Annotated in this window: 28 protein-coding genes and 2 pseudogenes; 7 read left to right on the plus strand and 23 right to left on the minus strand. The window is 60.2% G+C overall.

Annotation, left to right across the window (positions count from 1 at the left end; all coding sequences use genetic code 11):
- Positions 1 to 31: 31 nt before the first annotated feature.
- The 8 genes and pseudogenes from HMPREF2807_RS01410 to HMPREF2807_RS13955 all read right to left on the minus strand — a co-directional run.
- Positions 32 to 499 (minus strand): annotated as a pseudogene (locus HMPREF2807_RS01410) (terminase large subunit domain-containing protein); the annotation flags it as partial.
- Between the two features lie 111 nt (positions 500 to 610).
- Entirely contained in the window at positions 611 to 901 is a 291-nt protein-coding gene (locus HMPREF2807_RS01415; RefSeq protein ID WP_060797819.1) for a hypothetical protein, read from the minus strand.
- A 33-nt stretch (positions 902 to 934) separates the two neighbouring features.
- Positions 935 to 1,222 carry an Nmad4 family putative nucleotide modification protein gene (locus HMPREF2807_RS01420; protein ID WP_070509867.1) on the minus strand — a complete coding sequence of 96 codons (288 nt, stop codon included), beginning with the start codon at positions 1,220 to 1,222 and terminating at the stop codon, positions 935 to 937.
- A 213-nt stretch (positions 1,223 to 1,435) separates the two neighbouring features.
- Positions 1,436 to 2,086 carry a hypothetical protein gene (locus tag HMPREF2807_RS01425; RefSeq protein ID WP_070509870.1) on the minus strand — a complete coding sequence of 217 codons (651 nt, stop codon included), beginning with the start codon at positions 2,084 to 2,086 and terminating at the stop codon, positions 1,436 to 1,438.
- On the minus strand, positions 2,083 to 2,268 hold the full coding sequence (locus HMPREF2807_RS01430; RefSeq protein WP_034375438.1) for a hypothetical protein: 186 nt from the start codon (positions 2,266 to 2,268) through the stop codon (positions 2,083 to 2,085). Before HMPREF2807_RS01430 ends, HMPREF2807_RS01425 begins: the two co-directional genes overlap by 4 nt.
- Before the next feature lie 147 nt (positions 2,269 to 2,415).
- Positions 2,416 to 3,666: a site-specific DNA-methyltransferase gene (locus HMPREF2807_RS01435; protein ID WP_070509873.1), complete on the minus strand. Its 1,251-nt coding sequence runs from the start codon at positions 3,664 to 3,666 to the stop codon at positions 2,416 to 2,418.
- Entirely contained in the window at positions 3,638 to 4,819 is a 1,182-nt protein-coding gene (gene metK, locus HMPREF2807_RS01440) for a methionine adenosyltransferase (RefSeq protein WP_070509876.1), read from the minus strand. Before metK ends, HMPREF2807_RS01435 begins: the two co-directional genes overlap by 29 nt.
- A 100-nt stretch (positions 4,820 to 4,919) precedes the next feature.
- Positions 4,920 to 5,597, minus strand: a complete 678-nt coding sequence (locus HMPREF2807_RS13955; protein ID WP_042406082.1) for a TetR/AcrR family transcriptional regulator — start codon at positions 5,595 to 5,597, stop codon at positions 4,920 to 4,922.
- 92 nt (positions 5,598 to 5,689) lie between these two features.
- Between HMPREF2807_RS13955 and HMPREF2807_RS01450 the strand changes: the two genes are divergently transcribed.
- Entirely contained in the window at positions 5,690 to 6,919 is a 1,230-nt protein-coding gene (locus HMPREF2807_RS01450; protein WP_053084351.1) for an MFS transporter, read from the plus strand.
- On the opposite strand, the gene HMPREF2807_RS01455 is transcribed toward HMPREF2807_RS01450, so the two are convergent.
- The 8 genes and pseudogenes from HMPREF2807_RS01455 to HMPREF2807_RS01495 all read right to left on the minus strand — a co-directional run bounded on the left by HMPREF2807_RS01455 (position 6,920) and on the right by HMPREF2807_RS01495 (position 14,914).
- Entirely contained in the window at positions 6,920 to 7,477 is a 558-nt protein-coding gene (locus HMPREF2807_RS01455) for a P27 family phage terminase small subunit (protein ID WP_042406079.1), read from the minus strand.
- Positions 7,478 to 7,724: 247 nt separating this feature from the next.
- Positions 7,725 to 8,102: an HNH endonuclease gene (locus tag HMPREF2807_RS01460; protein ID WP_014320314.1), complete on the minus strand. Its 378-nt coding sequence runs from the start codon at positions 8,100 to 8,102 to the stop codon at positions 7,725 to 7,727.
- Between the two features lie 155 nt (positions 8,103 to 8,257).
- Complete coding sequence (locus HMPREF2807_RS01465; RefSeq protein WP_005295537.1) at positions 8,258 to 8,722, minus strand: hypothetical protein; 465 nt, start codon at positions 8,720 to 8,722, stop codon at positions 8,258 to 8,260.
- Complete coding sequence (locus HMPREF2807_RS01470) at positions 8,719 to 10,074, minus strand: DEAD/DEAH box helicase (protein WP_232751591.1); 1,356 nt, start codon at positions 10,072 to 10,074, stop codon at positions 8,719 to 8,721. The genes HMPREF2807_RS01465 and HMPREF2807_RS01470 overlap by 4 nt, the downstream gene beginning before the upstream one ends.
- Positions 10,004 to 10,913, minus strand: a pseudogene (locus tag HMPREF2807_RS13665) (IS5 family transposase). The gene HMPREF2807_RS01470 and the pseudogene HMPREF2807_RS13665 overlap by 71 nt, the downstream one beginning before the upstream one ends.
- Before the next feature lie 532 nt (positions 10,914 to 11,445).
- Positions 11,446 to 13,545, minus strand: coding sequence for a phage/plasmid primase, P4 family (locus HMPREF2807_RS01485; protein WP_232751592.1), 2,100 nt, complete (start codon positions 13,543 to 13,545; stop codon positions 11,446 to 11,448).
- A gap of 161 nt (positions 13,546 to 13,706) precedes the next feature.
- The gene (locus HMPREF2807_RS01490) at positions 13,707 to 14,150 is read right to left on the minus strand and encodes a DUF7768 domain-containing protein (RefSeq protein ID WP_070509882.1); all 444 of its coding nucleotides are present in this window, start codon (positions 14,148 to 14,150) and stop codon (positions 13,707 to 13,709) included.
- The gene (locus tag HMPREF2807_RS01495) at positions 14,147 to 14,914 is read right to left on the minus strand and encodes a phage antirepressor (RefSeq protein WP_070509885.1); all 768 of its coding nucleotides are present in this window, start codon (positions 14,912 to 14,914) and stop codon (positions 14,147 to 14,149) included. The genes HMPREF2807_RS01490 and HMPREF2807_RS01495 overlap by 4 nt, the downstream gene beginning before the upstream one ends.
- Positions 14,915 to 15,077: 163 nt before the next feature.
- On the opposite strand from HMPREF2807_RS01495, the gene HMPREF2807_RS01500 reads away from it, so the two are divergent.
- Positions 15,078 to 15,899 (plus strand): TIGR02391 family protein, encoded by an 822-nt coding sequence (locus tag HMPREF2807_RS01500; RefSeq protein WP_070509888.1) that lies wholly within the window; start codon positions 15,078 to 15,080, stop codon positions 15,897 to 15,899.
- Here HMPREF2807_RS01500 and HMPREF2807_RS01505 read toward each other — a convergent pair.
- From HMPREF2807_RS01505 to HMPREF2807_RS01535, 7 genes are all read right to left on the minus strand, one after another.
- On the minus strand, positions 15,884 to 17,845 hold the full coding sequence (locus HMPREF2807_RS01505; protein ID WP_070509891.1) for a DNA polymerase: 1,962 nt from the start codon (positions 17,843 to 17,845) through the stop codon (positions 15,884 to 15,886). The two genes, HMPREF2807_RS01500 and HMPREF2807_RS01505, sit on opposite strands and share 16 nt — an antisense overlap.
- A gap of 88 nt (positions 17,846 to 17,933) precedes the next feature.
- Positions 17,934 to 18,143 carry a DUF1049 domain-containing protein gene (locus tag HMPREF2807_RS01510; protein ID WP_070509894.1) on the minus strand — a complete coding sequence of 70 codons (210 nt, stop codon included), beginning with the start codon at positions 18,141 to 18,143 and terminating at the stop codon, positions 17,934 to 17,936.
- Between the two features lie 17 nt (positions 18,144 to 18,160).
- Positions 18,161 to 18,718 (minus strand): DUF2815 family protein, encoded by a 558-nt coding sequence (locus HMPREF2807_RS01515; protein WP_070509897.1) that lies wholly within the window; start codon positions 18,716 to 18,718, stop codon positions 18,161 to 18,163.
- A gap of 25 nt (positions 18,719 to 18,743) precedes the next feature.
- The gene (locus HMPREF2807_RS01520; RefSeq protein ID WP_070509900.1) at positions 18,744 to 19,877 is read right to left on the minus strand and encodes a DUF2800 domain-containing protein; all 1,134 of its coding nucleotides are present in this window, start codon (positions 19,875 to 19,877) and stop codon (positions 18,744 to 18,746) included.
- Positions 19,870 to 20,280, minus strand: a complete 411-nt coding sequence (locus HMPREF2807_RS01525; RefSeq protein WP_070509903.1) for a hypothetical protein — start codon at positions 20,278 to 20,280, stop codon at positions 19,870 to 19,872. The genes HMPREF2807_RS01520 and HMPREF2807_RS01525 overlap by 8 nt, the downstream gene beginning before the upstream one ends.
- On the minus strand, positions 20,277 to 20,519 hold the full coding sequence (locus HMPREF2807_RS01530) for a hypothetical protein (protein ID WP_070509906.1): 243 nt from the start codon (positions 20,517 to 20,519) through the stop codon (positions 20,277 to 20,279). The genes HMPREF2807_RS01525 and HMPREF2807_RS01530 overlap by 4 nt, the downstream gene beginning before the upstream one ends.
- Positions 20,520 to 20,581: 62 nt before the next feature.
- Positions 20,582 to 21,208 (minus strand): sigma-70 RNA polymerase sigma factor region 4 domain-containing protein, encoded by a 627-nt coding sequence (locus HMPREF2807_RS01535; protein WP_070509909.1) that lies wholly within the window; start codon positions 21,206 to 21,208, stop codon positions 20,582 to 20,584.
- Between the two features lie 403 nt (positions 21,209 to 21,611).
- Here HMPREF2807_RS01535 and HMPREF2807_RS01540 point away from each other — a divergent pair, with 403 nt between their 5' ends.
- Genes HMPREF2807_RS01540 through HMPREF2807_RS01560 form a run of 5 tightly spaced genes read left to right on the plus strand, consistent with a single transcriptional unit; the run spans position 21,612 to position 26,743 of the window.
- Positions 21,612 to 22,850 (plus strand): ABC-three component system protein, encoded by a 1,239-nt coding sequence (locus HMPREF2807_RS01540; protein ID WP_070509914.1) that lies wholly within the window; start codon positions 21,612 to 21,614, stop codon positions 22,848 to 22,850.
- On the plus strand, positions 22,837 to 23,070 hold the full coding sequence (locus tag HMPREF2807_RS01545; protein WP_005295497.1) for an ABC-three component system middle component 7: 234 nt from the start codon (positions 22,837 to 22,839) through the stop codon (positions 23,068 to 23,070). Before HMPREF2807_RS01540 ends, HMPREF2807_RS01545 begins: the two co-directional genes overlap by 14 nt.
- Positions 23,054 to 24,715 carry a DUF2326 domain-containing protein gene (locus HMPREF2807_RS01550; RefSeq protein WP_070509917.1) on the plus strand — a complete coding sequence of 554 codons (1,662 nt, stop codon included), beginning with the start codon at positions 23,054 to 23,056 and terminating at the stop codon, positions 24,713 to 24,715. The genes HMPREF2807_RS01545 and HMPREF2807_RS01550 overlap by 17 nt, the downstream gene beginning before the upstream one ends.
- Entirely contained in the window at positions 24,708 to 24,965 is a 258-nt protein-coding gene (locus HMPREF2807_RS01555; protein WP_083306656.1) for a helix-turn-helix domain-containing protein, read from the plus strand. Before HMPREF2807_RS01550 ends, HMPREF2807_RS01555 begins: the two co-directional genes overlap by 8 nt.
- Positions 24,962 to 26,743 carry a type I restriction-modification system subunit M gene (locus HMPREF2807_RS01560; RefSeq protein WP_070509920.1) on the plus strand — a complete coding sequence of 594 codons (1,782 nt, stop codon included), beginning with the start codon at positions 24,962 to 24,964 and terminating at the stop codon, positions 26,741 to 26,743. The genes HMPREF2807_RS01555 and HMPREF2807_RS01560 overlap by 4 nt, the downstream gene beginning before the upstream one ends.
- The last annotated feature ends 118 nt before the right edge of the window (positions 26,744 to 26,861 follow it).

Here is a 26,861-nt window from a genome sequence, read left to right on the forward strand (position 1 = left end):
TATCAGGTGTCTACCTAACAGGGGTCAGGTCCAGCACCTGGTAGAAGCTGTTGGTCGGCTTGTAGATGATGCGCTTCTGACTGCTGAGGATTTTCACCCGCTTCGATAGGGCTGGTGATTGGCGGATCATGTCGGCGGCGACCTCGAAGACGATGCTGGCTTGCTGCCGGTCGGCCGCGCATCCGTAGACCTCGGCGGCTTGTTCCCCGTCCCCGCAGGTCAGCAGCAGCGCGATCGCGGCGGCCAGCTCGGACTTGCCCTGCTTCTTGGGGATCTCCACATAGGCGGTGGTGAACTGGCGGTAGCCGTCGGGTTTGATGGTGCCGAACAGGTCGCGCACGATCTGTTCTTGCCAACCCAGCAGTGTGAAGGGTGTGCCTGCCCAGCGGCCTTTGGTGTGGCGCAGCGCCTGAATGAATGCGACAGCGAAATCCGCTTTGCGCTGGTTGTAGGTGGAGCCGTCGGCCATGAACCGGGTTGGCTGATACGTGCTCGTCATCGTGGCGGCAGCTCCTTCCTCGGGGCATAAGAAAAGCCCCAAAACCGTGTGGGGCGAAACGGAGAGTGTGGGGCCAGTCCTGATCCTTGGGGGTCGGGACGGTGCGAGGGGTTAGCAGTAGGTGGCGCGGAAGTTGGCGACCACCTGGTCGGTGTCGAAGCCGCCGTAGCGCCAATCGGACAGGCCGCGCTGCCTGGCCAGGGCGATGATCTGGTCGGCTTTGGTGTAGTGCCAGCCGATGCGGCTGAGCGTGTGGATGGGGATCTTCTCGGCCCCGACCTCCTCGGCGAGCTCGTCGAGGACGCTGAAGGGGATCTCGGCGGCAGTCTGGATCTCACCGTGCGGGGCGGCGTCGGCGGGGATCTCCAGGTGGTTGGTGATCAGGTTCCGGGTGGCGTCCATCGCGGGTCCTCCTTGGCCTTGGTGGGGTGTGGGTTAGATCTGGCTCAGGGCCCAGGCGATGGCGTGCCCGGCGTCTGCGAAAAGGTGGTCGGCCTCGGCGATGAGCTCCAGGGCGCATTCGCTGCGGCCGCGTGCGTTCGGGCCGAAGCCGTCGATCGGGGCTTCGGTGAGGCGGTAGACCTGGGCGCTGTTGCCGTAGCCGTCTTTCTTGGTCCAGGTCGCGAAGGTGGCCAGCGTGTAGTCGCCGTGTGCGAGGATCGCCCCGTAGGAGTCGACGCGCATCTGCAGGGCTTCGGCGGTGAGCTTCTCGGTGGTGTTCATGGCTGTTGTCCTTTCCTGAGGGGCTGTTCTTTTGTCATGTACATACAGCCATAGGTGCGGTCGCTTATCCAGTCGTATTTGCCCAGATCAGGCACTATTTTTTGGGATCTACAGCACTCGGAGACCGTGGAGAATCAAGGCTTGTGACGAGGGGAAACCCCGCTCGTGGCAGGGTTTCCGGGTGCCAGCAGGTCAGGCGTTGCGATTGATGCGTCAGTTCTCCTTCCTGCTTGCCGGGGTGCGCCAGGCGGCGTCGCCTTCCAGGCCTGCCAGCAAGATGCGGCGTGCCTGCTTGTGTTCGGGGCCGATGAAGCCCAGGGAGAGCAGGAAGCAGCGCATCGTGTACTTGTCATTGCCCGGTGCAGGCGGCGTGGATCGGATCCGGGTTGCCTCCTGGGCGCGCTGGCAGAGCTTTGCCACAAGCGGGATCACCGCCTCGCGTGCCGTCTCCGGCGTAATCGACTCACACCACGGGAACGAGACGGTCTCGTCATCGTTGAACTGCGCGGGTGTGGCCGGGATGCCCAGGGCCTTGGCGATCAGTGGCCCTTTGGCCGCTAGGAGCGCTTCGAGGTTGGCGCGAGTGCGCTCACTCCACCCGGTGGTGGGCATCGTGACCGTCAACGCCACCTCGCCCGGGTCGGCGGTTTCAAAGCCCGCCTTGTGTGCGGACTCGAGCACGGCCTGCGCCTCGATACCATCTGGCAGGTAGAGGGTCCAGTCCCGATCCAGCGTGGCGTCTGCGATCTGGTAGGCAAACGAGGGCGTGCCCAGATAGGTGGCCTCGGTGCCAAGGTGATCGGCGAGAAGCTGGGCGAGCTTTTTCCTGCCCGTTTTGTGCGGGGTGAAGGCGAGGATGCTCATGCCACGACCTCCTTCTCGAACCAGGCGGCCACCATGCTGAGGAAACGCGTCGGGTCGTATTCGATCACGCGCACCACCAGCTGGTAGCCGCGAGCTCTGGCAACCCGCAGGGTTTCCTCGGGGTCGTAGACGTTGACTCCGGCTGCGATGAGCTCGCTGATTTCGATGTGTAATTCACTCATGACCAGTCCTTTTCGCTCGGTTCCCCCAGGTGTGGGGGTGCTTTCGGTCATGTACATACAGCCATACGTTTTTCCGCTTATCCAGTCGTTTTTCCCTCATCAACGGCTCATTTTCACGCCCCTGTTTTCCCTGCATAGTGTGGGGTTTTATTCGCGGTCGCGGTCGACCTGTTTGACCAGATCCAGATACGTGTACTGAGTGTTGCCTCGCTGGCAGGTGATCCCGGCCGCGTCCCCAGTCGCCTCGGCGTAGCGGCGCAGGATCACCGAGGCGTACTTCTCGTCCAACTCCATGAGGTAGGCGATGCGGTCGGTCTGCTCGGCGGCCATCAGGGTCGAACCGCTGCCAGCGAACGTGTCGAGGATGATCGCGTTGGCCTGAGTGGAGTTGCGGATCGGATAGGCCAGCAGGTCCAGCGGCTTGGAGGTCGGGTGGTCGGAGTTCTTACGCGGCTTGGCGAAGTTCCAGATCGTAGTCTGTTTCCGGTCAGCGAACCACTTGTGCTTGGCTCCCTGCTTCCACCCGTAGAGCACTGGTTCGTGCTGCCACTGGTACGGCGAGCGTCCCAGCACGAGGGAGTCTTTGACCCAGATGCAGTAGCCGGAGAGTTTGAACCCGGCGTCGATGAACGCTTTGCGGAAGTTCAGCCCTTCGGTGTCGGCGTGGAACACATACGCCGACCCGCCCTTGTCGAGAACGCCCGCCATGTTGGTAAACGCGGTGAGCAGGAACTCGTAGAACGAGTCGGCCTTCATCGCATCATTCTTGATCGTGAGCCCGTCGGACGACTCGAAGGCGACGTTGTAGGGCGGGTCGGTGAGCACCAGGTTCGCGCTCTTGCCATCCATGAGCACCGCGACATCGTCTGCGTTGGTAGCGTCCCCGCAGACCAGCCGGTGCCTGCCGATAGTCCAAATGTCGCCGCGCTGGACGAACGATGCGGCCTCGAGAGCGGCGGTGAGATCGAAGCCGTCATCGGTGACCTCGTCATCGTCGAGGGAACCAATCATCGCCTGGATTTCGTCATCGTCGAAGCCGGTGAGCTCGGCATCAAAGTCAGCCGCGTCCAGGTCGGCGATGAGCAGGGCCAGCTTGGATTCATCCCAGTCGCCGCTGATCTTGTTCAGCGCGACGTTCAGGGCCTTTTCGCGGGTCTCGTCCAGCTCGACGACCACGCAGTCAACATCGGTGTGGCCCAGGTCAGCGAGTACTTTCAGGCGCTGGTGGCCGCCGACGACGTGGCCGGTGGTGTGGTTGTAGATCACCGGCTCGACGTAACCGAACTCGGTCAGCGACCGCTTGAGTTTCTCGTAGTCCGCGTCCCCGGGCTTCAGGTCCTTACGCGGGTTGTAGTCGGCGGGCTTGAGCTCACTGATGGGTAGCTGCTTGATGAGCACGGCACTTCACCTCCGTGGCGAGCTTGTCGGTAAACGGCAGCGTCCATTCCCACTCGCTCAGGCCATGTCCCATGTGCCCGTAGGTGGCAAGCTTCGCGTAGATGGGGGCTCTAAGGCCGAGGCGGTCGATGATCGCGGCCGGTCGCAGCGGGAAGATCGCCTGGGCGGCGTCGGTGAGGAGCCAGTCCGGGTGCTGACCGGTGCCGAAGGTGTCGATGTGGAACGCGACCGGGTCGGCCTTACCGATCGCATAGGAGATAGCGACGTGGCATTCTTCGGCCAGGCGCGCATCCACCACGGTTTTCGCGATCAGGCGCGCCATGTACGCACCCGTCCGGTCGACCTTGGAGGGGTCCTTACCCGAGAACGCGCCACCGCCGTGCGGGCCGAGCCCACCGTAGGTGTCGACCATGAGCTTGCGCCCGGTCAGCCCGGTATCAGCGGTGGGGCCACCTGTGACGAACCGTCCCGACGGGTTGATCAGGATTTCGGTGTGTTCGTCGATTTCGATCTCGCGACACGCCGCCGAGATAACCAGCGAAATCAGACGCTGGTTGAAATCCTCCACGTTAATGCCTGGCTTGTGCTGGACCGAGACCACAATCGTGGCGATACGTTTAGGGGTTTCGCCGTCATACTCAACAGTGACCTGGGCTTTCCCGTCCGGGCCGAGCTCTGGAATCTTGCCGTCTGTGAATGCTTGATCGAGACGCTTGCAGATCCGGTGAGCATAAACCAGTGGCAACGGGAGTCGTTCTTCGCTCTCGGCTGTGGCGTAGCCGTAGACGGTGCCTTGATCGCCAGCACCAACCATTACGTGAGAACTCGTATCACCGTGGCGTGCTTCTAAAGATTTATCGACCCCGCCAGCAATATCGCTCGATTGGCAGTGAATTTTGGCGCGGATGCGGAACCGGCGCGGATCATAACCCACATGCTCAAGCGCTGCGCGTACCAGCATCGGAATCTCAAGCTTTGCCTTGCAGGTGATCTCGCCAGCGACATAGATGCGTGCTTTGGTTGCCATCACTTCGACAGCCACTCTGGCGGCAGGGTCTTCGTAGAGGGCACGATCCAAAATGCAGTCGGCGATGTAGTCGCACAGCTTGTCCGGGTGCCCGGCGCGCACGCTTTCAGCGGTTTTCAACGACATATACAACTCGCTTTCATAAATTGATATGGGGTGGGAATAAAAAAGTGAGCGCCAGCTGTGCGGGCGCTCACTAAGACGATGATTGAGAAGTGGGTCAGAGTTAAGGCAGCAGGGTGTGTTCGATGCCGTCTAGGATCACATCGATGACGAGGTCGTAGTATTCCTCGGACATCGCTTCTTCTTCATCAAGGTGTGAGAGAGGCTCCAGGTAAGAGTTGACAATACTGGTCAGTCCAACAGATTGAGCCATCATAGGCTCAAGCCTGACAAGCATTTCGTGCAGGTTGTGGTGAGGTTGGATTTGATTGGATGCGCGCAGGTTTCTCGCTCCGATCGTGTGGATGATCGAGTTTGCGATAATTGTGTAGGCCACAGGCGAATTGTCACCAAACCCAGCTTCTTGTAGTTTGGCCCAGGCTCCATCGATCATCGGCAAAAACTGTTCAGTGAACTTGCCCCGCGCGAACCTGTCGGTAATCCCTGGATATGCTAACAATGCGGGGCGTAGATTGTGAGCCATAGCTCGAAACCAGGCTTTCCATTCAAGGTCCGGGTCGGGAACTTCAATCCCGACACATACCCGGTCTACAACAGCATCACAAATGGCTTCCTTGTTTGGAAAATAATGATAAATCACTGAGGGAACCACGCCCAGTTCACGGGCAATGTCCCGTACTGACCATCCCTCAACGCCACTGATCGCGCTTAACTGTACAGCTTGTTTGACAATCAGCTCGCGTGATAGCCCAGCCCTTCGCCCCGTTAGCACAGTGTTCATAAGGTGACCCTTAACTTATTCCTTGACCCTTACTAGAACACCATTCTACAATATCCCTAAGTGAAACAGTGTTCTAGTAATGGAGTGTAGTGATGCCTGACCCTCGTAGTAATAAGCCGACACAGAGTTCTATTGATCCAGGAGCGCAAGCGAACCTGGTAGTGGGAATCGTTTTTCTCGCCTTTATGGGGCAAATGATTCTCAATCCGATCATCGCGCCACTGTCACGACAGATGGGATTGCGGGAATGGCATATTGGCGCCACTATCTCTTTGGCAGCGATTGTACTAGCGAGCTTGAGTGCTTATTGGGGGCGAGCTTCCCAACGTGTCGGCGCTAAAGGTGTACTCGCTGCCGGGCTTGTGATCGCGATCATCGCTTTGAGCGCCTTCGGTATTGTCTCCTACCTGGGGATGAACCAGGTAGTTGGCGGTGTCGGACTAGTTTTTGGTGTTGTGATCACTCGTGGTTTGCTCTATGGCGGAGGGATTTCAGCGATCGCCCCGACCGCGCAAGCCCACCTGGTCACGCATGCTGCCAGCGAGAACGGGCGGGTAAAAGCACTGGGCATGATTGGAGCGGCTCAAGGGATGGCCTCCATTGTTGGAGGTGTTACTGGAGGTGTGTTAGCCGCTGCTGGTGGCCTGCTCTTGCCCTTGGTGGTCATGCCCGTTGTGATGGTGATTGGTCTGGTTGTTCTCTTGGTGAGTTTCGCACCTCAAAGCCAAGGGCAACTTTTTGCAAAGCCTCAACGGATTCGCTTCACTGATCCGCGTGTAGCTCCCTGGCTAGCAACTGGTCTGGTGATGTTTCTTGTGTTTTCTTCTGTTGCTACGATTTTTGGATTCACTGTTCAAGACCGCTTCGCCCTGTCGGCAACTGCGACCGCAGGTATTTCCGCGATTTACCTGACCATCATGGGCGTGACCATGATCATTGCCCAAGCGGTGATTGCTCCAAAGACAGGGTGGGGAGCAGCGAAGCTTTTACGTACTGGTCTGACCATTACACTAGTTGCAACTGTGCTCATTTGGCCTACCTCCTCGCACGCTTTACTGGTTGTCGGGTGTATCGTGCTGGGGGTAGGTATGGGACTGGCGATGCCCGGGTACAACACTGGCCCAACCTTGAAGATGAGTGCAGATGAGCAAGGCGCAGTGGCTGGCATCATTAACGCTAATAATGGGTTGGCGTACGCGATTGCCCCGCTGGCTTCGACCGCCCTTTACGGGTGGAACCCGCTGGCACCCTTCGCCGTCTGTATCGCCTTGATTGCAGTGGTCGTCATCTACGCCCACACCGCACCCGCACTACGCCAATAACTATGAGCGTGCCTGAAGTAGCCGTTCCATCACGTTATCCGCAGGAGTCGGCCCCGAGTAGTCCACCAGCGAGTTGGCTTTGACCACATCGAAAATCTCGTACCAGAGCGTATTCGCCTGCTTGCTAAACGACTGAGACATGGCCACGAATGGGGACGCGATAGCCGCCCCCGTGGTCGGATGCTTACCCAACAGGCCAAAATCGGAGATTGCTTCTTCGCATTGAATGAACCGAGCAAAATTCTGCGCATAAGCCTCAATCAACCGTGGAGCTACGAGTTTTTCGCAGCCGCGCTCCTTGAGCCAGTTCCAGGTATCGCGGTAGATTACGTCAGCACCCAAAGGGTTACCATCACGCTGCACAGCCGCCAAATAAGCCGAAGGTTCTGGCATTACGCTACCTTCAAGATCCCCGCCCGCTTCCAGATCTGGTGGGTCGAGCGACGCGATGTGGAGGACGCGTGCGTCTTTGCCTTCGGTGATCTTCTCAAACGCAGGTGTGGGCTTCGCACCTGAGCCTGCTCTGCGTCCGCCGCGCAGTGTTCCGTCTTTCGCCATGAAATCTCGCCTCCTTCCAGGCGGTTAGCCCGGTGATGGAGGGCGTGAGGGGTCAATACCTCGTTTGATTCGGCGGTTTTGCGCACGGTTGGCCCCGCCCGCTGAGGAGCAGCCCAGCTGTAGAGATCCGCTCGCCCCCACCCCCTCGGCAAGCGCGCCACGTCGCCTCGTGCCGGGCCAGCGGCCTCGAGGTCGGCACAGGTGAGGGTCGGCAGGGAGGCCGCGGCAGGCGGGCACACAGCGCTTTTTAGTAGCTGTAGACCCGGGGGGCTTGTCGCCACCGGTCGCCATCGAGCGCGGACTGGCGCGAGTGGCACGGCTTGCACAGACTGCGCAGGTTCGACTCGTCGTGGGTGCCGCCGTGGTCGAGCGGGATCACGTGGTGGACCTCAGCCACGGGCGTGTACCGGCCACGGGCCAGGCAGTCCTCGCACAACGGGTGGGCTTCGACGTAGGCCGCGCGGATCTTTCGCCACCGGTGGTCGTAGCGTCGGTTGATCTTCGGGTCGCGCTGGTAGGTCCGGTAGCGGGTGTCCTCGGCGCGGGCGTGCTCGGGGCAGAACCTCGTCTCGGTCAGCTCGGGGCAGCCGGGCTGGGAGCACGGGCGCTTGGGTTTGAAAGGCATCCGTCTCACCACCCTTGTCGTTCATGGCAACGACCCCCAGACGAACCGTGATGATTCGTCTGGGGGTCGGGACCTACTTTTCAACCACTTACAGCATGCGACAGGCACACCCTGAAAGTCATCCCCTCTTTGCGACACTCATGCGCGCCAATGCTTCAGTCTCTGCCGAACAAGAGACGCGCGAAGCGGGCAAGGGCGCGCTGCTTCTTGGCGAAGGCAGTCTTGCGTTCGACGTAGAAGTGTTCGGCGACTTTGACGGCGGCGTCCTCGGCGGAGAGGTCGTCGAGGAAGAATACCTCGAGGACCAGCCGGTCATCGTCGCTGAGGCTTTCCCAGGCCGGGTTGAACCAATCCATGTAGGCCTGCGCTTTTTGGTTGCGGGCTTTGAGCGCGTCGAGGTTGTCGAGGATCGAGCAGACTCTCGCTTCACCGGCGTGCGGGTTGTTGCCCCGTGGCAGGCCGTCGAATCGGGGTGAGCCGATTGAGGTCAGTGAGGCTTTGAGCTCGTTGGCGTACCCGTCGCCTTGCTGGAGAATGACAGCTTGGGTTGCGTAGTCCTGGAGAACGCCGATGGCGGCTTTGCGGTAGTCGAAGTAGTCCCAGATGGGGTGGTCGTTCATGAGTGTGCCTGCTTTCCCAGAGTGTCGGCGACCGCATTGATCAACGCAGCCTGTGTCATGTCTTTGTTGTCCAGCGCGGCCAGTACCGCCTCATCGAGGGTGTGGTTGGCGGCCAGGTGGGTGATCGTCACCGGCTGGTCTTGTCCCTGGCGGTAGAGCCTTGCGTTGGTCTGTTGGTAGAGCTCCAAGGACCAGGTCAAGGAGAACCAGACCAGGAGGTTGCCGCCTTGCTGGAGGTTGAGCCCGTGTCCGGCTGAGGCCGGGTGGATGAGCGCCAGCGGAATCTCGCGGGCGTTCCACGCTTTGATGTCGGTACTGGTTTTCAGCTCGCGGGCCCCAGGGAAGCGTTCGGTGATGCGCTCACGGTCGTGTTTGAACCAGTAGGCCACGAGCAGCGGCTGGCCGTTGGCCGCCTCCACGAGGTCTTCGAGCGCGTCGAGCTTGCGGTCGTGCACCACCACGGTGTTGCCGTCCTCGTCGTAGATCGCACCGGAGGCCAGCTGGAGCAGCTTGCCTGACAGTGCTGCGGCGTTCGCGGCATCGATGACCTGCCCGTCGAGGTCGAGCACCATCTCATCTCGCAACCGCTCGTAGGCTTTGCGCTCCTTCGGTTCGAGGTCGACGAGCGTCGTGGTGACCGTCAGCTCGGGCAGGCGCAGGTGGTCGGTGGTGCGCATCGACAAGGTGATGTCGCTGATCGCCTCGTAGATCTCGTCCTCGGCACCGGGTGCGGGCTTGTAGGTGAAGATCTGCTGGCCGTTTCGCCGATCGGGTACGAACCAGCGGTTGCGGTAGTGGGTGATGAACCTGCCGAGGCGCTGGCCCTCATCAAGGAGACGGAACTGCGCCCACAGGTCCATCAGCCCGTTGGCTGCTGGCGTGCCGGTCAGTCCCACGATCCGGGTGCGACGTGGCCGCACGGAGGCGAGTGCTTTGAACCGTTGCGCCCGGTGGTTCTTAAACGAGCTCAGCTCGTCGATGACGACCATGTCGAACGGCCAGGCTTTGCCGAGGTGGCGCACCAGCCAGGGCACGTTTTCGCGGTTGATGACGGTCACCATCGCCTCGGCTGCAAGCGCGTCCACCCGCTGGGCTTTCGACCCCACGGCCACGGCAATGGTGAGTCCTGCCAGGTGGTCCCATTTGGTGGCCTCGGCGGGCCAGGTATCGCGGGCGACTCGCAGGGGTGCGACGATGAGGACGCGGCGGGCTTGGAAGGAGTCCAGCAGCAGGTTCCAGATTGCCGTCAAGGTGATCACCGTCTTGCCTAGGGCGTGTCTCTTATATGCGTAACCAGACCAGAATCGCCGCAAGCACCACTCCCGCGCGATACGTGACCGCGAGCTTGTCATAACGCGTCGCAAGCCCGCGCCACTGCTTCATCAACCCAAAGGCCCGCTCGACCACGTTGCGGTCTTTGTACAGCTCCGCATCAAACCCGGGCGGTCGCCCGCCAGCACGACCCTTACGCTTCCTGGCAGCGATCTCATTAGACTTCTCCGGAATCACCGCGGCGATGCCGCGCTCACGCAGATACGCGCGGTTCACCCGTGACGTGTACCCGCGATCAGCAAGCAACGCATCAGGGCGCGTCCGCGCCTGCCCGCACCCAATTCTCGGGACCCGAATATCGCCGAGGACTTCCTGCAACATCGCGCCATCATGGCGTTGCCCGCCCGTCACCACAATCGACAGCGGCCGGCCATGCCCCTCGACAGCAAAATGTACCTTCGTGCTCAACCCTCCGCGTGATCTCCCGATCCCGTGACCTGCCGGTTCAATCTCGCATAACGGCAGATTCTTGTAATTCGATAGAGCCCCCTGTGTCCTGATCAGGGCGCGGCAGGTTCGTACCGTGCTGATGAGCACGGTTGATCGTCGCGTCGATTGACACGTTCCAGTCAATGTCGCCCACTGCATCGGCCTCGGCGAGGATGTGCGCGAATACGCGGTCCCAGGTGCCGTCGGTTGCGTAGCGGCGATGCCGCTTCCACACCGTCTGCCAGGGACCATACCGGTCGGGGAGATCTCGCCACGGGATTCCGGTGCGGTACCGGTAGATGATGCCCTCTACAACGCGGCGGCTATCACCAAACGGGCGGCCTTTACGGCCCTCATTCGTTGGCAGAAGTGGTTCAACTCGCTCCCACTGTGCATTCGTGAACTGCGTAAATCTAGACCGTTGTGACACACCTCAATCATGCTCGAGCACAGGCCCACAATTAGGAGACACGCCCTAGCCCCATCCCGAGCAGGATCGCGGCCTGCGGGTGGTCTTCAATGAAGGCGGTGGCCAGTTGTTGGTAGTCATGCGGCTCGTAGCGCATCAGCCACCTCCTTTGCGCCTTCGATGCTGTCGACGATGATCACGTCCATGCCGTGGTCTGTGAGCTGCTGGATGCGGCGGCGTTGGATGGGGCGTGGGAGGCGTCCGGGTGCTTTGAGTTCGACGAAGATGACGCGTCCGTGATGGATGCAGATGCGGTCTGGGACCCCTGCGGTGCCGGGGCTGGTGAATTTCCAGCACAGGCCACCGATCGCCTCAACGGCTTTTTTTCAAGTGTTGTTCGATTGCTTGCTCGTTCATGGTTCATGTCCTCTCGTGTGAGAGGCCCATGACGACCTATGACGATGCGATATGGACTTTTCCTAAGGGCTATATTTTCTGCCCTATAGCAAACTCACATATGGGTCGTCATAGGTCGTCATAAGGCCCGTCTGGCTTAGTTGTCGAACTCGTTCTTCAAGGCCAAACCGTGGACGAACATGCCGTGCATCGTCTTTTTGCGAATGAAGCCGTGGTGTTCGACGGTGGCGTTGAAATCGACCATGGGACGCGCCCACCCGGAGGTCGACATCGCCCACGCCCGATAGGCCTGATACAAATCCCCGGCCCGTTCCGACAGCCCCGGGTCAAGGTCGCAGTTGGCGTCAAGGAACTGAGCGAACCAGTTGTTCTCTTCCCGATACGCCGCCGATGCCTCCACCACTCGGGCAGGAGCCTTGAGGTGGTAGTCCTCGGCGTGGATGAGGCGCGCGCCCTCCATAATCCAGGCCAGGATCGCCCCGCCTGCCTGCGTGTAGAGGTAGTCGGCATAGTTCTTGATGTCGGATGTGCCTTCGATCTTCGCCTCGAAGGGAATGACGATGAGCCTGCGCCAGATGCCCGCATCCATCGCACCCACCCTGGGCAGATGGTTCGTGTAGAGAATCAAGGTGTGCGACGGGGTGAAGGCAAACGGTGCCTTGTACTTCTTCTCCGCGTAGATCTGATCGGTGGAAGCCAGCTGCTTGACCACCGAGGTGGACATGCGCACGCCCTCTTCGGATTCGGCAGAGATGATGAGGCGTTTGCCTTTGGCCTCAGCCAGCTCCGGTTTGACGTTGCGCATCCCACCGATCGTGAGCACATCAGCACTCATGTTGCCTGCATACGTGCCTAAGACTCTGGCGATGGTGTTCCAGAACGTCGATTTGCCGTTGCGACCATCTCCGTAAGCGATGACGAGGGCTTCGACGAAGACTTGCCCGATCGCAGCAAGGCCGACGATGCGCTGCACGTAGGCGATGAGCTCGGCATCGCCTTGGAAGAACACCTCGAGGGCTTCCTGCCACAGGTGCGCGCCGTCGGTGCCCGGGTCGAGGCTGGTCTGCTTGGTCACCAGATCCGCCGGATCATGGTCGTGGCGCGACATGGTCCCGTGGCGCAGATCGTAGGTGCCTGATGGGGTGTTGAGCAGATACGGGTCGGCATCGAGCTGCTCAGGGGTGGTCAGCAGCATGGGGCGGGCTTCTTTCAGGCAGTTGGTGATCCCGCGTGATTCTCGGCGTTTGAGCGCGTAGGCCGCATAGGTTTTCGCGTCCTCGAACGCGGCGAACGCCTCCTGTTGGGCGGCGTTAAACATGGCCTGGGCTTTCGCCTTCGACATCGACGCCAACAACATGGCAGCCCCCGTGGCGGCGAGCTGGTCTTTGGCGTCTTCGAGCAGCTCGTGGGCCTCGGCCAGTTGGCGTTCGGTGAGCTCCTGGACGACGGCTTGGGCAGCGGGAGCGGATTCGTACCAGACACCGTCGTAATAGACGAGCCAGTCGGTGGCCTCCGAGTAGCGCAGCGAGTCCGGGTACGCCTTGGATAGGGCGTGGGCTTGGCCGACGTCGCTGTAATCGGCGGGGCGTACCGAATCCAGGCTCGCCTCAAAATCCTCTGGTGGCACATACCCGGGCTGGTTCTCGACCGTCTTGGCGAACCGGGTGGCCGACCGCCAGATCGACTCCACCTCCGCCTCGGGCAGCGGCGGGTTGCAGCGAGCAGCCTTGCGGTCAAACAAGTCGCGTGCCTCATCGGTCGTGCCGAGGCGAATCAGCAGCCTGCCAGCAAACCTCGACAAGGTCGCATTACGCGAACCCTCCTCGATCGCCTTGGTGCCCTCATCCCACTGGGCGAACACGTCCTCATCGACCGTGTCGGCAAGCCAGGTGTCGATGGTGCGCTCACCCTCGACCACGGTGATACTCGGATTAGTGTGGCCGTAGATGAAACGGCCAGCGTCGATCGCGTTAGGGTCGAAGAACTCGAACCGGGCGGCGAGCTGCTTCTTGAGCCCCGCGTAGGCCTCAGCATCAGTTACGGGGTCTATCGGGAAGTAGACGTGGAAGCGGGGTCTTGCCGACTGGGCTCCTTTCGCCCGCTGGTGGTTGCGGGAGGTGGCGGTCATCAACGCCACACCCTCCAGCCTCTTAATCAGCGATTCCGGGGTGACCCATTCGGCCTGCTCCTCGGTGTGGGAGTTGTCGACGTCCATGACCAGGCAGTTCGAGGTCACGAAACTGCCAGCCGACCGCCTGCCACCCACGTACTCGGCAACCACATGATCCAACCTGGCGACCGCCTCCAGGTCGGCTGCCGTGGTCACGGTGTGCGGGTTCGGGTAGTGTGCGTTGTTTTGCTGGCCCGCCACCTGCGCGGTGAACATCGTCATCGCCTTCATAGGGTGACCTCCTCAAAGTCAGCATCGAGATAGGTGATCGGCAATTCGAGGTGGTGAGCCCATTCGATCTCGGCGCGCATCCCTGCCGAGACACGGGCCGTGTAGACCCAGATCGCCTCACACTTGCTCAGAAGAATTCGGTTGAAAAACATCGCCAACTCGCGCTCGCTCGCGTCGGTGTCGTCCATGAATTGCGGAAACAACAGGTGCGGCGCGAGCGGGATCTTGTGCCGTGACACCGCGTGAGCACACAACGCGCGAGCCAGCTCCACGTTGTTCTCGACGGCACCGGCGTACGGGGAGCAGATGTAGACCAAAGGCCGGTATCCGTACTCGGCGCGCTGGAGACTCTTCAGCGCCTTGTACGCGGTGGGATCTGGGTAGCCCTCCGTGTTGTGGGGCGAGAAACCCAGGTCGATGTTGACAGCAGTCGTCGTCATGCCGCACCGCCGTCCTGCTCGATGACCGGCAGCAGGCCGAACTGGTTCTTCAACAGGTCATAGACGAACAAGCGACCCTTCTGGGTCCAGTACATGTGCGTGCGGGTCTTACCCTCGTCGTACTCGTGGGTCTTGGACTGCGTGTAGCCCTGCTCGGCAAAGGGGGCGTAGAGGAACCAGCGGCCGGACTGCCTGAACTGCACCCCGGCGTCGTGCAGCAGCAAGTTCAGCTTCTTCGCCGACAAGCCATAGTCCTTGGCGATCTCGGTGATGGTCAGTAGCGAGTCCGACTGGAGCACGACATCGTAGTAGGAGACCTTCGGGGCGGCCTCAAGCAGGGCCTGCTCGGCTGCCAGCCGCTTGGCCCGCTCGGAGCGAAGCTGGACGATGGCGTGCTCGAGGAACTCGTCGTTGTCTAAGAGTTCGTCGATGGCGTAGACGCCATGGCGGCGGATCGTGGGGAGGACCTCGTTGACAACCCAGGCTTCGAAGTCCTGGGCTGCGGGGAGCTTGGAGGAGAAGATGAGCCGGTACAGGTCACCTTCGGTGATGAACCGGGCTTCTTGAGTGCGACCGAGCGCATCCGTGATGGGGTGGTGAAACGCCACCCCACGTCCATGCTGCTTGATGGCGTTAACTGGATCTTTGTACCCCAAGGCGGTGGCCACATCGCGGCCACAGAAATACACCTTGTCCTCATGCTCGACAGTTCGGATCGTTCCAAAGGCATCGTTGGTGAATACCTGAAGATCTCTCGTAGCCATGTCTGGCTCCTTCTAAGAGCCAGGATTGACGTGAATTCCAGCAAGCCACGGGTGCGGCCGCGTCGGGCTCTCACGCATACGCCCCTGAGCGCGCAAGAATCCGGACACCCGGGTCTTGCTGAAATACTCAGGCCACTCGCTCACATGAGAAGCTGGAGCGGTGATGCAGTCCGATTCTTTCTCCCAACGCTCGACTATCCGCAGTATTGCGAATGTCCTGGCAAGTACCGATTTGCCGGGCCTAAGCGGAAGCCAAATCGACGAGCTTCTCCTCGACATTGGTGCGCCACCGCGTGTTGCCGGGAGTAAGCGAGAAGGACTGTTTGGCGCGCTTACGGAAGGAATGTCCGCAGCGCAAGCAGGTCAACTCACTCGTGAGTTCATAACGACTGCGATGAGCCCGGCACGGCATACCACCGATCGTCAGCGTTGGAATGATTTGCGCCGCTTGCTCAACAAGGTGCTGGCGACCGAAGGATGGCATATCGACGATGCTGGCGAGTTGACCCAACTCGCTGAGGCGGCACGCACATTCGATGATATCGAGCGTCTTACCAGCTCTCTCGTGGAGGAACTTCAGCGGCGCGGTACCCACGAACGCCTAATGGAGTATTGCAGCCAAGAACTGATCGCGGAGTCTCTGTTCCACGCGATATCCGAGGCAGCCAAGTCGATCCCTGACCGCATCCGTATCCTTACTAGCTTGACCGACGATGGTCAGGAGTTGTTCGATATAGCTTTGGGAACAAACAATTCTGCCCCTAAGCTCGTGATTAATAGCTTTTCCACGGAGTCGGAAAAATCAGAGCACAAGGGTTTTAAGAACCTGCTTATAGGGATCCACGGGCACTATCGCAATCCCCGCGCTCACAAAACCCGACTAGGTAGTGAGGAAGGTAAACATGACTTCCTCGATGCCTTCAGCTTGTTCTCCTATGTCCATCGTCGCCTCGATTCCGCCCAGCAATATCAGTCCTTCATGTAGAAATCACACACGTACCCGTCTGCCGCTAGCGGCAACCCCTGCGCCCAGTCGGGCGCGGTGGCCATCAGTTTGCAGATCTCGTCCACGGTGGCCGTGGCGGTCTCCACCACGATCTCGTCATGGACGTGCATGACGATCCTGTGCCCAGCGCGATCGACCTGGTGCATGCCGAACGTGAGCAGATCGCGGGCGACGGCTTGGACGATGTTCTCGGTGAGTTTCCCACCGTAGGTTTCTAACTGGCCCCATTTGCGCCCGGTGGTCACACCTTCGTGGGTGATGGATGTGCCGCCGAATCTGTTCTCACCCAGCTTGGGTTTTACGTAAGCGAGGCGACGCCCAGATGGTAGGCGGATGAACATGACCCCGGATTCGACGGTGAACGTCAGCGGGCCAACATGGGTGGGCAGACGCGTGGCGATCGTGTCGATGGCGGCGGCGTTGATGTCGGCCCACAGCTGCACCACGCTGGGGTTGGCGGCCCGCCACGCATCGACCAGCGGCTGGAGTTCGGATTCAACCAGCCCCATCCGCAGTGCCCCCATGGCTTTCAGAGCGCCGACGCCGCCTTGATAGCCACAGGCGAGCACAGCAATCTTTCCTTTCTGACGCAGCTCGGCGTTGGCTCCGTGCTTGTCGACGGGGACTCCGAACATGCGGCTCGCGGTCTCGCAGTACAGATCCTTCCCGTCACGGAAGGCCTGAAGCGTGGTGGTCTCGCCTGCGAGCCAGGCGATGACCCGCGCCTCGATCGCGGAGAAGTCGGCCACCACGAACCGGTGCCCGTCGGCGGGGACGAAAGCCGTGCGGATCAACTGCGAGAGTGTGTCGGGCACGGAGTCGTAGAGCAGCTCGACCGCATCAAAGTCTCCGGCCCGCACGAGGGCTCTGGCCTCGGCCAGGTCGGGTAGGTAGTTGCGGGGCAGGTTTTGGACTTGGACGAGGCGGCCAGCGAAACGTCCGGTGCGTCCAGCCCCGTAGAACTGGAGGAACCCGCGTCCGCGCCCATCACGACCTGCCACGTGCTGCATGGCCTCGTACTTCTTCACCGACGACTTCGCAAGCTCACCGCGCAGCAGGAGGACCTCACGCACCTGGCCGGTAGCGGTGTCGAGCGCGGCGGCGACTTCGTCTTTCGTCAGTGACTGCAGGGGCGTGCCGTGAGCGGCGAGCCACTCTTTCAGCTGGATCGGCGAGTTCGGGTTCTCCAGTCCAGTGAGTTCCTGGGCGCGGGCTAGCGTGGTGGCGCGGTGTTGCCGGTCGCACTGGACCGCGTTGTCCACGAGAACCTGGTCGAGCTGAATGCCGGTGTCGTTGACGTTCTGGTCGAGGGCGTAGGTGTCCCATTCGGACGCTGGGAGCGGGAAGTCGGCTAGCCGGTCGTGGATGGCGAGTTCGACCTCGACGTCGCGCCGGTTGTAGGAGATGAACTGCTCCCACCCGCCCGGGTCGGATGCAGGCGGGTTGCGCATCCCGCCCTGGTTGAGCACGCTCGGTGTCGCCGGGGGACAGAACTGGCGGATCAGTTTCTTACCTGCACTGTCTTTCCGTACCGGCAGGTCAAGGACGGTGGCGACCTGGTCCAGACTCATCGGCAGGCCGAGGTAGGCGGACCAGACCATGGTGCAGTGCCACTGGGCAGGGTCCAGGAACCTGCGGCCTTCCATGAGTTCTGGATGGTGTCTGGCCAGCCAGATTGAGAGGCAGATGCGCTCGAATGCCGCGTTGAACGCCCACTTCACTACGTGCGGGTCGACGAGTGCGGCCAGCACCTTTTCGGGGAACTGGTGTCCGTTGGCGAGATCGACGACCTCAACCGGGCCTCCGTCGGTCGAGTAGCCGAACAAGAGGAGCTCGAAGTCGTCGTGGTCGGCGTAGGGGTACACCCCAGTCTTCGCCAGGTTCACCGGCGAATAGGTCTCGAGGTCAATGAAGAGTTCACGCATGCGCGACAGCTCCTAGAAAACAATGGGTGCTGGGAGAAGACCACACCCCAGAAGTGGGCGTGGTGGTCCTCCCAGCACGGGTGAAGGGTTAGTGGTCGTGGTCAGCGCGGTACTTCTCGAGCTCGGCCTCGCTGTCAGCCATGAGCTTGTCGATGCGCTTGCGATCGCGGCGGATAGCCCGCCGTTCGGCAATCACAGAGGAGACCTTGATGACGATGAGACCGAGGACAGCGCCAACGAGCAGTGCCACAACTGTGGTGGTGTTTGCTGACAGCGCTGCCGAATAACACTCGTTCATGATGCTTCTCCGCTCTTCTAGTTGAGGAAGTCGTCCGAGGCTGCTGCGAAGCCTCCGAAGTCGGCCTCGGCGCTGATCCGGTTGCCGCCGAGCGGTTCACCATCACGCAGCTTCTGGATGTTGCCCAGCCCGCAGGCGATACCCCGGTTGCCGTTCGTGTTGAACGCGTAGAACGAGATGCTCACTCGCGCGTAGCAGCCCGAGTAGACCTCGCTGGCGTCCAAGATCGGCTGCAGAGAAGCATCCACGACCTGCGGCGGGGTGGTCGAGTTGGCGTTGACGAACATCGCGTTCGCATAGGCCTCGTCATCGCGCTCGATATCCCCATCACGCAGCGGGAGCTTCAAAGCAGCCTTGTTGGGCCGCTTGCCACCGAACTTGCCAATCCCGGCATCGATCGCCGCGTCAATGGCGCGTTCGATCTTGGCCAGGGTCTCGGTGTCGGACTTCGGGATGATCAGCGACACGGAGTACTTGGGCTTGCCGCCCTGGATGGACTTCGCCTCGAAAATGTTGGCGTAGGACAGGCGAACTTCGCCGGTGACCACACGGGTCGGATTCGTGGTTGCAGACATCTTGTCTTACCTTCTTTCTTGTTCGTTACTTGATTGCAGTGAATTCATCTGTTGCTGACTGGATTTCCAGTGCGGGTCTCTTGTCGGACTCGGGCACCAGCGTGGGCTTCCCGGCGGGTTTGACCACGAGGTCCCCAAGGAGAGTGGCGAAGCGCTTCTTGCCCAGCTGCTTCTCCAGCGCGGTGATCGTCTTGAGCTTGCGATCCCACACGTCGACACCGGCCGCCTCAGCTGTCTTGGCGACAGCGGCCTCGTCGGCGTACTTGCGAATCGAGCGTCCTTCGACGAGCTTGAAACCAGACCAGGTCTTGCCCTGGTTTACCGCCAGCGACAGCGCGTGCGCTTCCACATCGGCAGCCCACGCCTTCAGATCCGGAAGTTGGGCCAACACCTGTGCGATCTCCTCGTCGGTGAGCTCGGCTGGTGGGGCGAACTCATGCTGGGCAAGCGCAAGGTTCGCCTCAGCACGCGTCCGGCAGGTAGGTGAGAGTTTGCAGAACCGGCACCACTCACCCGGAGCGAACTCGCCATCACCGCTGGCAGCCAGCGCGGCACGAGGCTTCACCACCTGTTCCGCCCACGCCTCCAGCTCAAACACCGGGATCGTCCACGTCGAGACGTTCGAGCGCCTGGGCTGGAAGATCGTCACCGCCACCTCGGTGATGTCGTAAAGCGACCCGAACGCATTCAACGCTCCGAGCGCATACAACATGAGCTGCGGGTTGTGCTCGGCCTCGACCATGACACCCTGCCCGTACTTCAAATCGATGATCTGAAGCGTGGGCTCAGCGATAATCACGCAGTCGCCAGTGCCGAACCCACCCGGCACCACGTGGGAGAAGTCCAGGCGCTGCTCGATGAGCACCTGCGGATCAGCACACGCCCGCCGCACATCACGCACCCGCTCCTGGACGAAGGCCACGTAGTCATCCGTCAGGGCATCCATCTGCTCGTCATGCCAGCTCGAGACAGGCTTCGTGGTCGGAGCGTCATGCAGGGCGCGGCGCAGCTTCCACTCCGCAAGCGCATGCGCGGCGGTTCCCTGCTCGGCAGCCTGCGAGGTGGACTCCGGTAGCCCGGCCTCCAGCGTTGCCGACGGCGGGCAGGCCAACCAGCGGTGCGCGCCCGAGGCGCTGAGCAGTGCGTGCTGGTCAGGCATCAGCAATCGCTTCCGCTTGCTCCAGCAGCTGCCCGTACTTGGACGGGTCAACCTCGGAGAGCTTGTTTGCGCCAGCTGCCTGGATGAGCTCACGCACCTGCCTTGTGTGACCTGCCTGCGACAGGCGCGCCAACACCGTGCGGACCTGCTCCAACGTCACCTGCACAACCTCCGGGGCCGCTGCCGGGGCGGGCGACTGATGGTTGGCTTCGTACTCTTCGGCCGCAGCTTCCAGTGCTGGCTGGGCGAGCTGGGCTGCGGCGATCGGGCGAGCCCCCGCCATCCCGGGGTGGTCCTCGAACGATTCCCATGCGGCTTCTTCGATCGCTGAGGCCAGCATCGTGACTCCCTCCGCGATCCGGTTCAGCGCCGGGATGTAGCGGTTCGCTTCGGTGACGTTCACGCGGCATCACCACCGCTCCGGGTAACGCCGACGGCACGGGCCAGTGCCATGAGGTCGTCGTCTGGGCGGATGATTTCTACTGAGCGGACCTGGTTGCCCGGCACGAGTACGGTGAGCTGTTGGGGGTTGCCGAGCAGCTTGCGGGCGATCCTGCTTCGGATACTGACCTTGCGGGTAGAGACCGCAGCGTCAGGTTCGGGCTGGTCAGTCAACGTGACCTTGAGACGATGCTTCGACATCGTTTCCTCCTTGTGAATCAGATGAGCGTCGGTTTGTGCTGGCCTTCATGTGGGCCGGGCACTCATACGCCCCCGACGGGAGCCAGATCCGGACACTCCTGCTCGATGAATTCGCGAAGCTTCTTCAGAGCCCGTTTGACCGAGCGCCCGATGCTGTTCGCTCGCTTGGCCACGTCGGCTTCGTCAGCACCGGGCAGCTCCTCACGCGCGATCTGCACGAAGGAGAACCCCTCAAACACGTGCAGGCGGATATGCTCGGTTTGCTTGGCGCTCACCTGAGCCAGCAGCCAATCGACAACCAGCTCACTGTCGATCTGGTCTTCGTGAACCGAGACGTTCAGATACTGGGGTCCGTCATGGACCTCGACTTCCCAGTCGCTGTAGGACAGGTCGCCGCGGTTTCGAGCGTTCTCGGCGGCACGAAAACAGCGGTAGGCAGTGCGCAGATAGTCAACTTTCCACTCCGGCACGTATGTCGGGTCGTAGAGCAAGGCGAGCACCTCATCGGCGCTCAGGCCAAGTTCTTCGTCTCCAACGGGTGGGTCGACGAGCTCGACCCACGCATAGTTCTGGATGCCGTCCTTCGAGATGGTCGATGGCACGTAGATCTGGGTATAGACCTTGCCGCTGACCTTCTTGGTCCGGACGGAGTACGGCTCGCTGGTCCTTCTATTTGGTTGTGTTGTCAAGGGAATCCCTCCTGAGGAGGGAGACCCGCTTGAGTAAGCAAGCTCGGTGTCGACGGTTCAGAAGAGATGGGCAGAGAAACGAGAAGGCAGGTACCCGTAGGTCGGGTACCTGCCGCTTGCTTCTCTTACGCGTCTCCCTGGTGGTCGACGGCCTTGTGTGATCAGCACGCGGCACTTGTAGGTCACGGAACCGTCGTGGCCACTCAGGTCCCGCAGCCGTCTAGTTCACTCACAGAGCGTCCTAGACCCCTTCGAAGGACATCAGCGGTAGACTTAAGATCACGATCTCTAGGTACTCAGCAGACGCCTCCGGAAGTACTTCGAGACTAAAAATCGGGCGAGAAAATGTCCTTGCCCCTGTTTTGGTGCTGTTTTGGTCCTCTTTTCCCGAGGGAGGTTTTTGATGAGCCAGCTGTGCTTCGCGACCTTCGCGCGCGCCCTGCAAAAGGTGCTCATCCAGCCAGCAGCGAGTTACACCACTCCGACCAGGCAGGGAGCCAAGAAGCCGTCAACGGCGCGACCAAAGATGACCTCAACCGACGCCTACGTCGTGGAGGTGCTCTTGCGCTGGATTCAGGACTTCGCCCCTGTTGCAGACCAGGACGGATGGGACGTGTGGCGCACGCCCAAGACAGTGAGCGGGCTACTCAAGCAGGACATCCCGCTGCACACCGGCTTCGGGCCCGTTCTGAAGCAACCGGGACTACGTGGGGCTGCACGTGAAGCGTTCGGCAAGATCGCCCAAGATATTGCGCCCATGCGCGAGAGTGACTTCAAAGCCGAGCTGATCGAACTGATCAAAGATGATCCCGAAGTCAGTGCCGACGCAGCAGAAGACCTGCTGTACACCGCAGACCAGGATGACGTGTCTTTTTATGCCGACACGTTCCTATCTGCCATTTCGAGAACGAACAAGAAGCGAGCCAACAATGGCGTAACCGAAGCGGATGTCGTGCTTGCAGCCCGCAATGGAGACTTGTGTCCTGTCTGTCGCAAAGAGCGACTAGTCAAGACTGTCAAAGGCGAACGTCGACCATTCTTCGAGATTGTCTCTTTCACCATTGGCGAAGGCAGCGCTGAGACCGACCGGGAAGCGGTGTGTGTCAAGTGCGCCAAGCTCGTCCCCACCAATGACACGTTGCTTGAAGTGTCTGATGTCGTAAACAAGCTCCGAGACATTCGAAATCGTAGGATTGCTGCAACAGCACTTCAGGACACCGCGCTCGATTCGCAACTCCACCCAGCGATCGCCTCTGTCATCGAAACGCTTGGGGAACGCATCGTCACCGGAGTCATCCCGGAGCTAACTTTGGACGCGGTGCGAGTCGCTGAAAAGGTCAGGCCCGAGTATTTTGAGCTCGCCGAGCGGATCAAGATTCATGTCTTGCAGTGGTATCGCATCATCGAGCAAGAGTTCCGCTCTCTCGAGGGGGTCAGAGGTCGCAGCAGATTCGACGCGATCGCCGGGCAAGTCGCCGACTTTTACGACCAGGCGTCCCAGCACACTGACGACCAGCAGGCGATATTCGATCAAGTTGCTGATTGGATCCACACCAACTCCGACTCTGTGAACCTCAGCGCGTCGGTCATCGTGACGTGCTTCTTCGTTCAAAACTGTGAGGTGTTCGATGCGATTGCCTAGCAAGGTCACCCCCTACTCGCAGTCCACGCTGAGCCAGTTTCCACCGATCCTGACGCATCTGTCCGATCAGGATCTCAGTCCCGCTGCCTTATACAAGAAGGTCAAATCAAAGTTTGCCGACGTGGACGAGTTCGTCGACACGTTGGACTGTTTATTCGCACTCGGCCAGATCGAGCTGCTCTACCCGGAGGAGGTGCTCCACTATGTTGGTCGAGTTTGACAGTGACGCGTTCTTTCACGACGAACAACGCCCCGGCCCGCTGCGCTTAAAAGAAGGACTCAACACGGTTCTCGGCACGGAAAACACTGAAAACTCAATCGGAAAGTCCACCACGCTGCTGGCCATCGACTTCTGCTTCGGCGGTTCTGATTACATCGACAAAGCCAAGGATGTCGTCAAGAACATTGGGCATCACGAGATTCGCTTCGCGTTCCTTCTCGGAGGCGAGACGCACTACTTCCGGCGAGCCACTGACACCCCCAACGCGGTTATCTTGTGCGACAAGGAATACCGAGCACTGCGCACCATGACGCTTGAGGACTTCAAGGGCTTTGTCGGCACCCAGTATGGACTTCAAGATACTGGCATCAGTCTCCGTCAAGCAGTCAGCAACTTCTTCCGGATCTGGCAACGGAAGAACTCCGATGTCGACCACCCGCTTCTTGCGTACCCGCGAGACACCCAGGCTGACGGCGTCAAGCGTCTCCTGAAGCTGTTTGATGAGTACACCAAGCTTCAAGGCTTCATGGCTGCTAAGGAAGAGGCTGTTCGAGAGCTTGATCTGTTCAATGCCGCCGGGCGCTACTACGACTTCCCCCGAGCAAGGAACGTCACCGAGGTCAAAAACAACACCCAGCGAATCGAAGACCTCGAGACCGAACGCGACCAAGCAGGACTCCGCGCAGGATTGACTGCAAAGGATTACACCTCAGCTCAACAGGCAGCCATCAACGAGGTGCAGGCAGAACGCGAGCCCTTGCTGCGGCGCTTCAACCAGATCGGTCGACAGATCAACTCCATGCGACAGGCAAAGGGGATCTCATCTGAGGTCAGCCTGACCAAGAAGTTCGATTCCTTGCGCGAGTTCTTCCCAGGGGCAAATATCGAACACATCGAGAGCATCGAGCATTTCCACCGCAGTATCCGTCAGGTTCTGGACTCCGAATTCAAAGCAGAAACCAAGCAGTTGGAAGAAGAACGTGGGCGAATTCAGCAGCGTCTTGACCAACTCAGCGCCCGCCTCGAGGATCTCTCCGTCGCGCCCACGGCAACGCAGGCCGATATCCGTGCCTACAGTGAACTCGATCGCCAGATCAGATCACTGCGCAACGCCAACAAGGCTTTCCATGACGAGCAGCGACTCAGGGAAGCCAAGAAGCAAGCTTCCGAAGCGCTCGACGAAGCATCCGAATCGATCCTGAAGGACATCGAATACAAGCTCAACGGAGCGATGCAGCGCCTAGATGGGGAAATCACCCGCGAGGAACGAACCCCACCAAGCATCCAGATCCCAGCGATCGACAAATACTCCTACGAGATCGAGAACGACTCGGGAACGGGCTCTACCCAACGCGGCCTGATCTCATTCGATCTAGCAATGCTGGAAACCACGCTTCTCCCTGCAGTCGCACACGATTCGATGCTCGTCCAACCAATCGAAGACCAAGCCTTCGACGGAATCGCGCAGGTGTATGCACGTCAGAGAAAACAGGTTTTCCTCGCGATCGACAAAATCAGCCGCTACTCGGAGGAAACCCAACAGATCTTGACTAAGTCAGCATTCATCCATCTTGAACCCGGACGAGAGCTGTTTGGCCGGTCGTGGAGCAAACAGAAAAAGAGGAAGGCTAACGACAGTGAGTAAACGAATAGAGTTCGACCTCCAAGTCAAAGCCTCCTACAAGCCTCTGTGGAAGCTGCTGGTGGACAAGGAAAAGCTCAAGCAAGACCTGCGCGAGGAAGCCAAACTGTCGTCCACCACGATGGCTCGCCTCAACAACGGAGACAACGTCACCACCGACGTGCTCCTGCGGATCTGCCAGGTCCTCAACTGCCAGGTCGGCGACATAGTCGAAGTCATACCTGCAAATGAAAAGAAAGAAGAAGACGCATGAGTCAACTGGGGTCATTCATCTGGGGTACAGCCGACGTTCTGCGAGGGCCGTATAAGGCCAGCCAGTACGGCAACGTCATCTTGCCCATGACGATCCTGCGCCGTCTCGACTGCGTCCTGGCAGACCACCAGGCCACGATCGAACCGCTGGTGGAGCGCTTCAGCAACAACCCCGAACTGCTGGCCGCGCAGGTACAGCGGGCTACTGGACTGCCGTTCTACAACACCAGTCCATGGACTCTGCGGTCACTGCTGGGTGATCCAAAGGGACTCGAGGCGAACCTGAAGCAGTACGTCAACGGCTTCTCGGACAACATGGACGTTTTCGAACGCTTCAAGCTCGCCGACGAGATTGCCACCATGGCCGAGAAGAACATCCTTTACATCGTGGTAGAGCGCTTTTCCAACATCGATCTGCACCCCAAGACAGTAACGAACGCCCAGATGGGAGATCTCTACGAGTACCTCATCCGCACGTTCAATGAGTCTTCTAACGAGGCGCCGGGTGAGCACTTCACCCCGCGCGACGCTATCCGACTCCTCGTGGATCTTGTCTTTGCTGGTGACGATGAAGCGCTGAGCACCCCGGGCGCCATTCGGTCGATTTATGATCCCACTGTCGGCACAGGGGGGATGCTTTCCATCGCAGAAGAGCACCTGATCGGCAGCAGTGACAGTCCAGGTCTGAACCCACAAGCCCAGCTTCGGCTTTACGGACAAGAATGGAATGATCACTCCTATGCGGTGTGCAAGTCCGACCTGTTGATTAAAGGCTATGACTCCAGCAACATCCAGCTCGGCGACACACTCGCCGACGATAAATTCGCTGGACAGACCTTCGACTATTGCATGTCGAACCCACCGTACGGCGATGACTGGAAAGCCAGCCAATCGGCCGTCATGAAGGACCTGAAAGAGCTTGGTAGCTCTTCTCGCTTCTACGCTGGTGGCGATAAACCCAAGCAAAATGTCCCCGCCGTCAACGACGGGCAGATGCTTTTCCTTCAACACGTGGTGAGCAAACTGCGCCCTAAAGTCAAGGGCGGTGGCCGGGGCGGCATCGTCATGAACGGCTCACCGCTGTTCAATGGTGCTGCGGAGTCAGGGCCGTCAAACATCCGTAGATGGCTACTCGAGCATGACCTGGTGGACGCCCTTGTGGCACTGCCAACCGACATGTTCTACAACACCGGCATCGCCACCTACATCTGGATCGTCGATAACAACAAGCCCGAAGAACGCCAAGGCAGAGTGCAGCTCATCGACGGAACCGAGTTCTATGCCAAGATGCGCAAGAAGCTTGGCGACAAGGGTCGTGAACTCACCGAAGCTAACCGGGCAACGATCGTGCGCCTGTATGCCGACTACGTGGAGACAGAGCACTGCAAGATCGTCCCCATCGACGAGTTCGCATACTGGCAGATCACCGTCGAACGCCCCCAACGCGACAGCGAAGGCGAGATCGTAACGAACGCTCGGGGCAAGAAGCAGCCCGACGCGAGCCTGCGCGACACCGAACGCGTCCCGTTCACCTACAACGGCAACAGCCGCGCCGACGAAGGACGCAACGAAACCATCAAGGCCTACTTTGAGGCCGAAGTGCAGCCCTACGTGCCCGACGCCTGGATCGACGAGAAGAAAACCAAGATCGGCTACGAGATCCCCTTCACCCGCCACTTCTACCGCTACCAGCCACCCCGCCCACTCGAAGAGATCGACACCGAACTCCACCAAGTCACCCAAGAAATCCTGGCGCTACTTAGCGAGGTGACGGACTGATGCTCAAATTCAGAGGTGGTCTCCTCCCAGCATGGTTTGGCGCGGTACCCCCCGGCAACGCCCAACAGATCCTGCCGATCGGATACCTATTCGATAAGTACCGGCAGATTCCAGGTGC

The organism is Corynebacterium sp. HMSC074A09 (genome assembly GCF_001811545.1).
Taxonomy (GTDB): domain Bacteria; phylum Actinomycetota; class Actinomycetes; order Mycobacteriales; family Mycobacteriaceae; genus Corynebacterium; species Corynebacterium hiratae.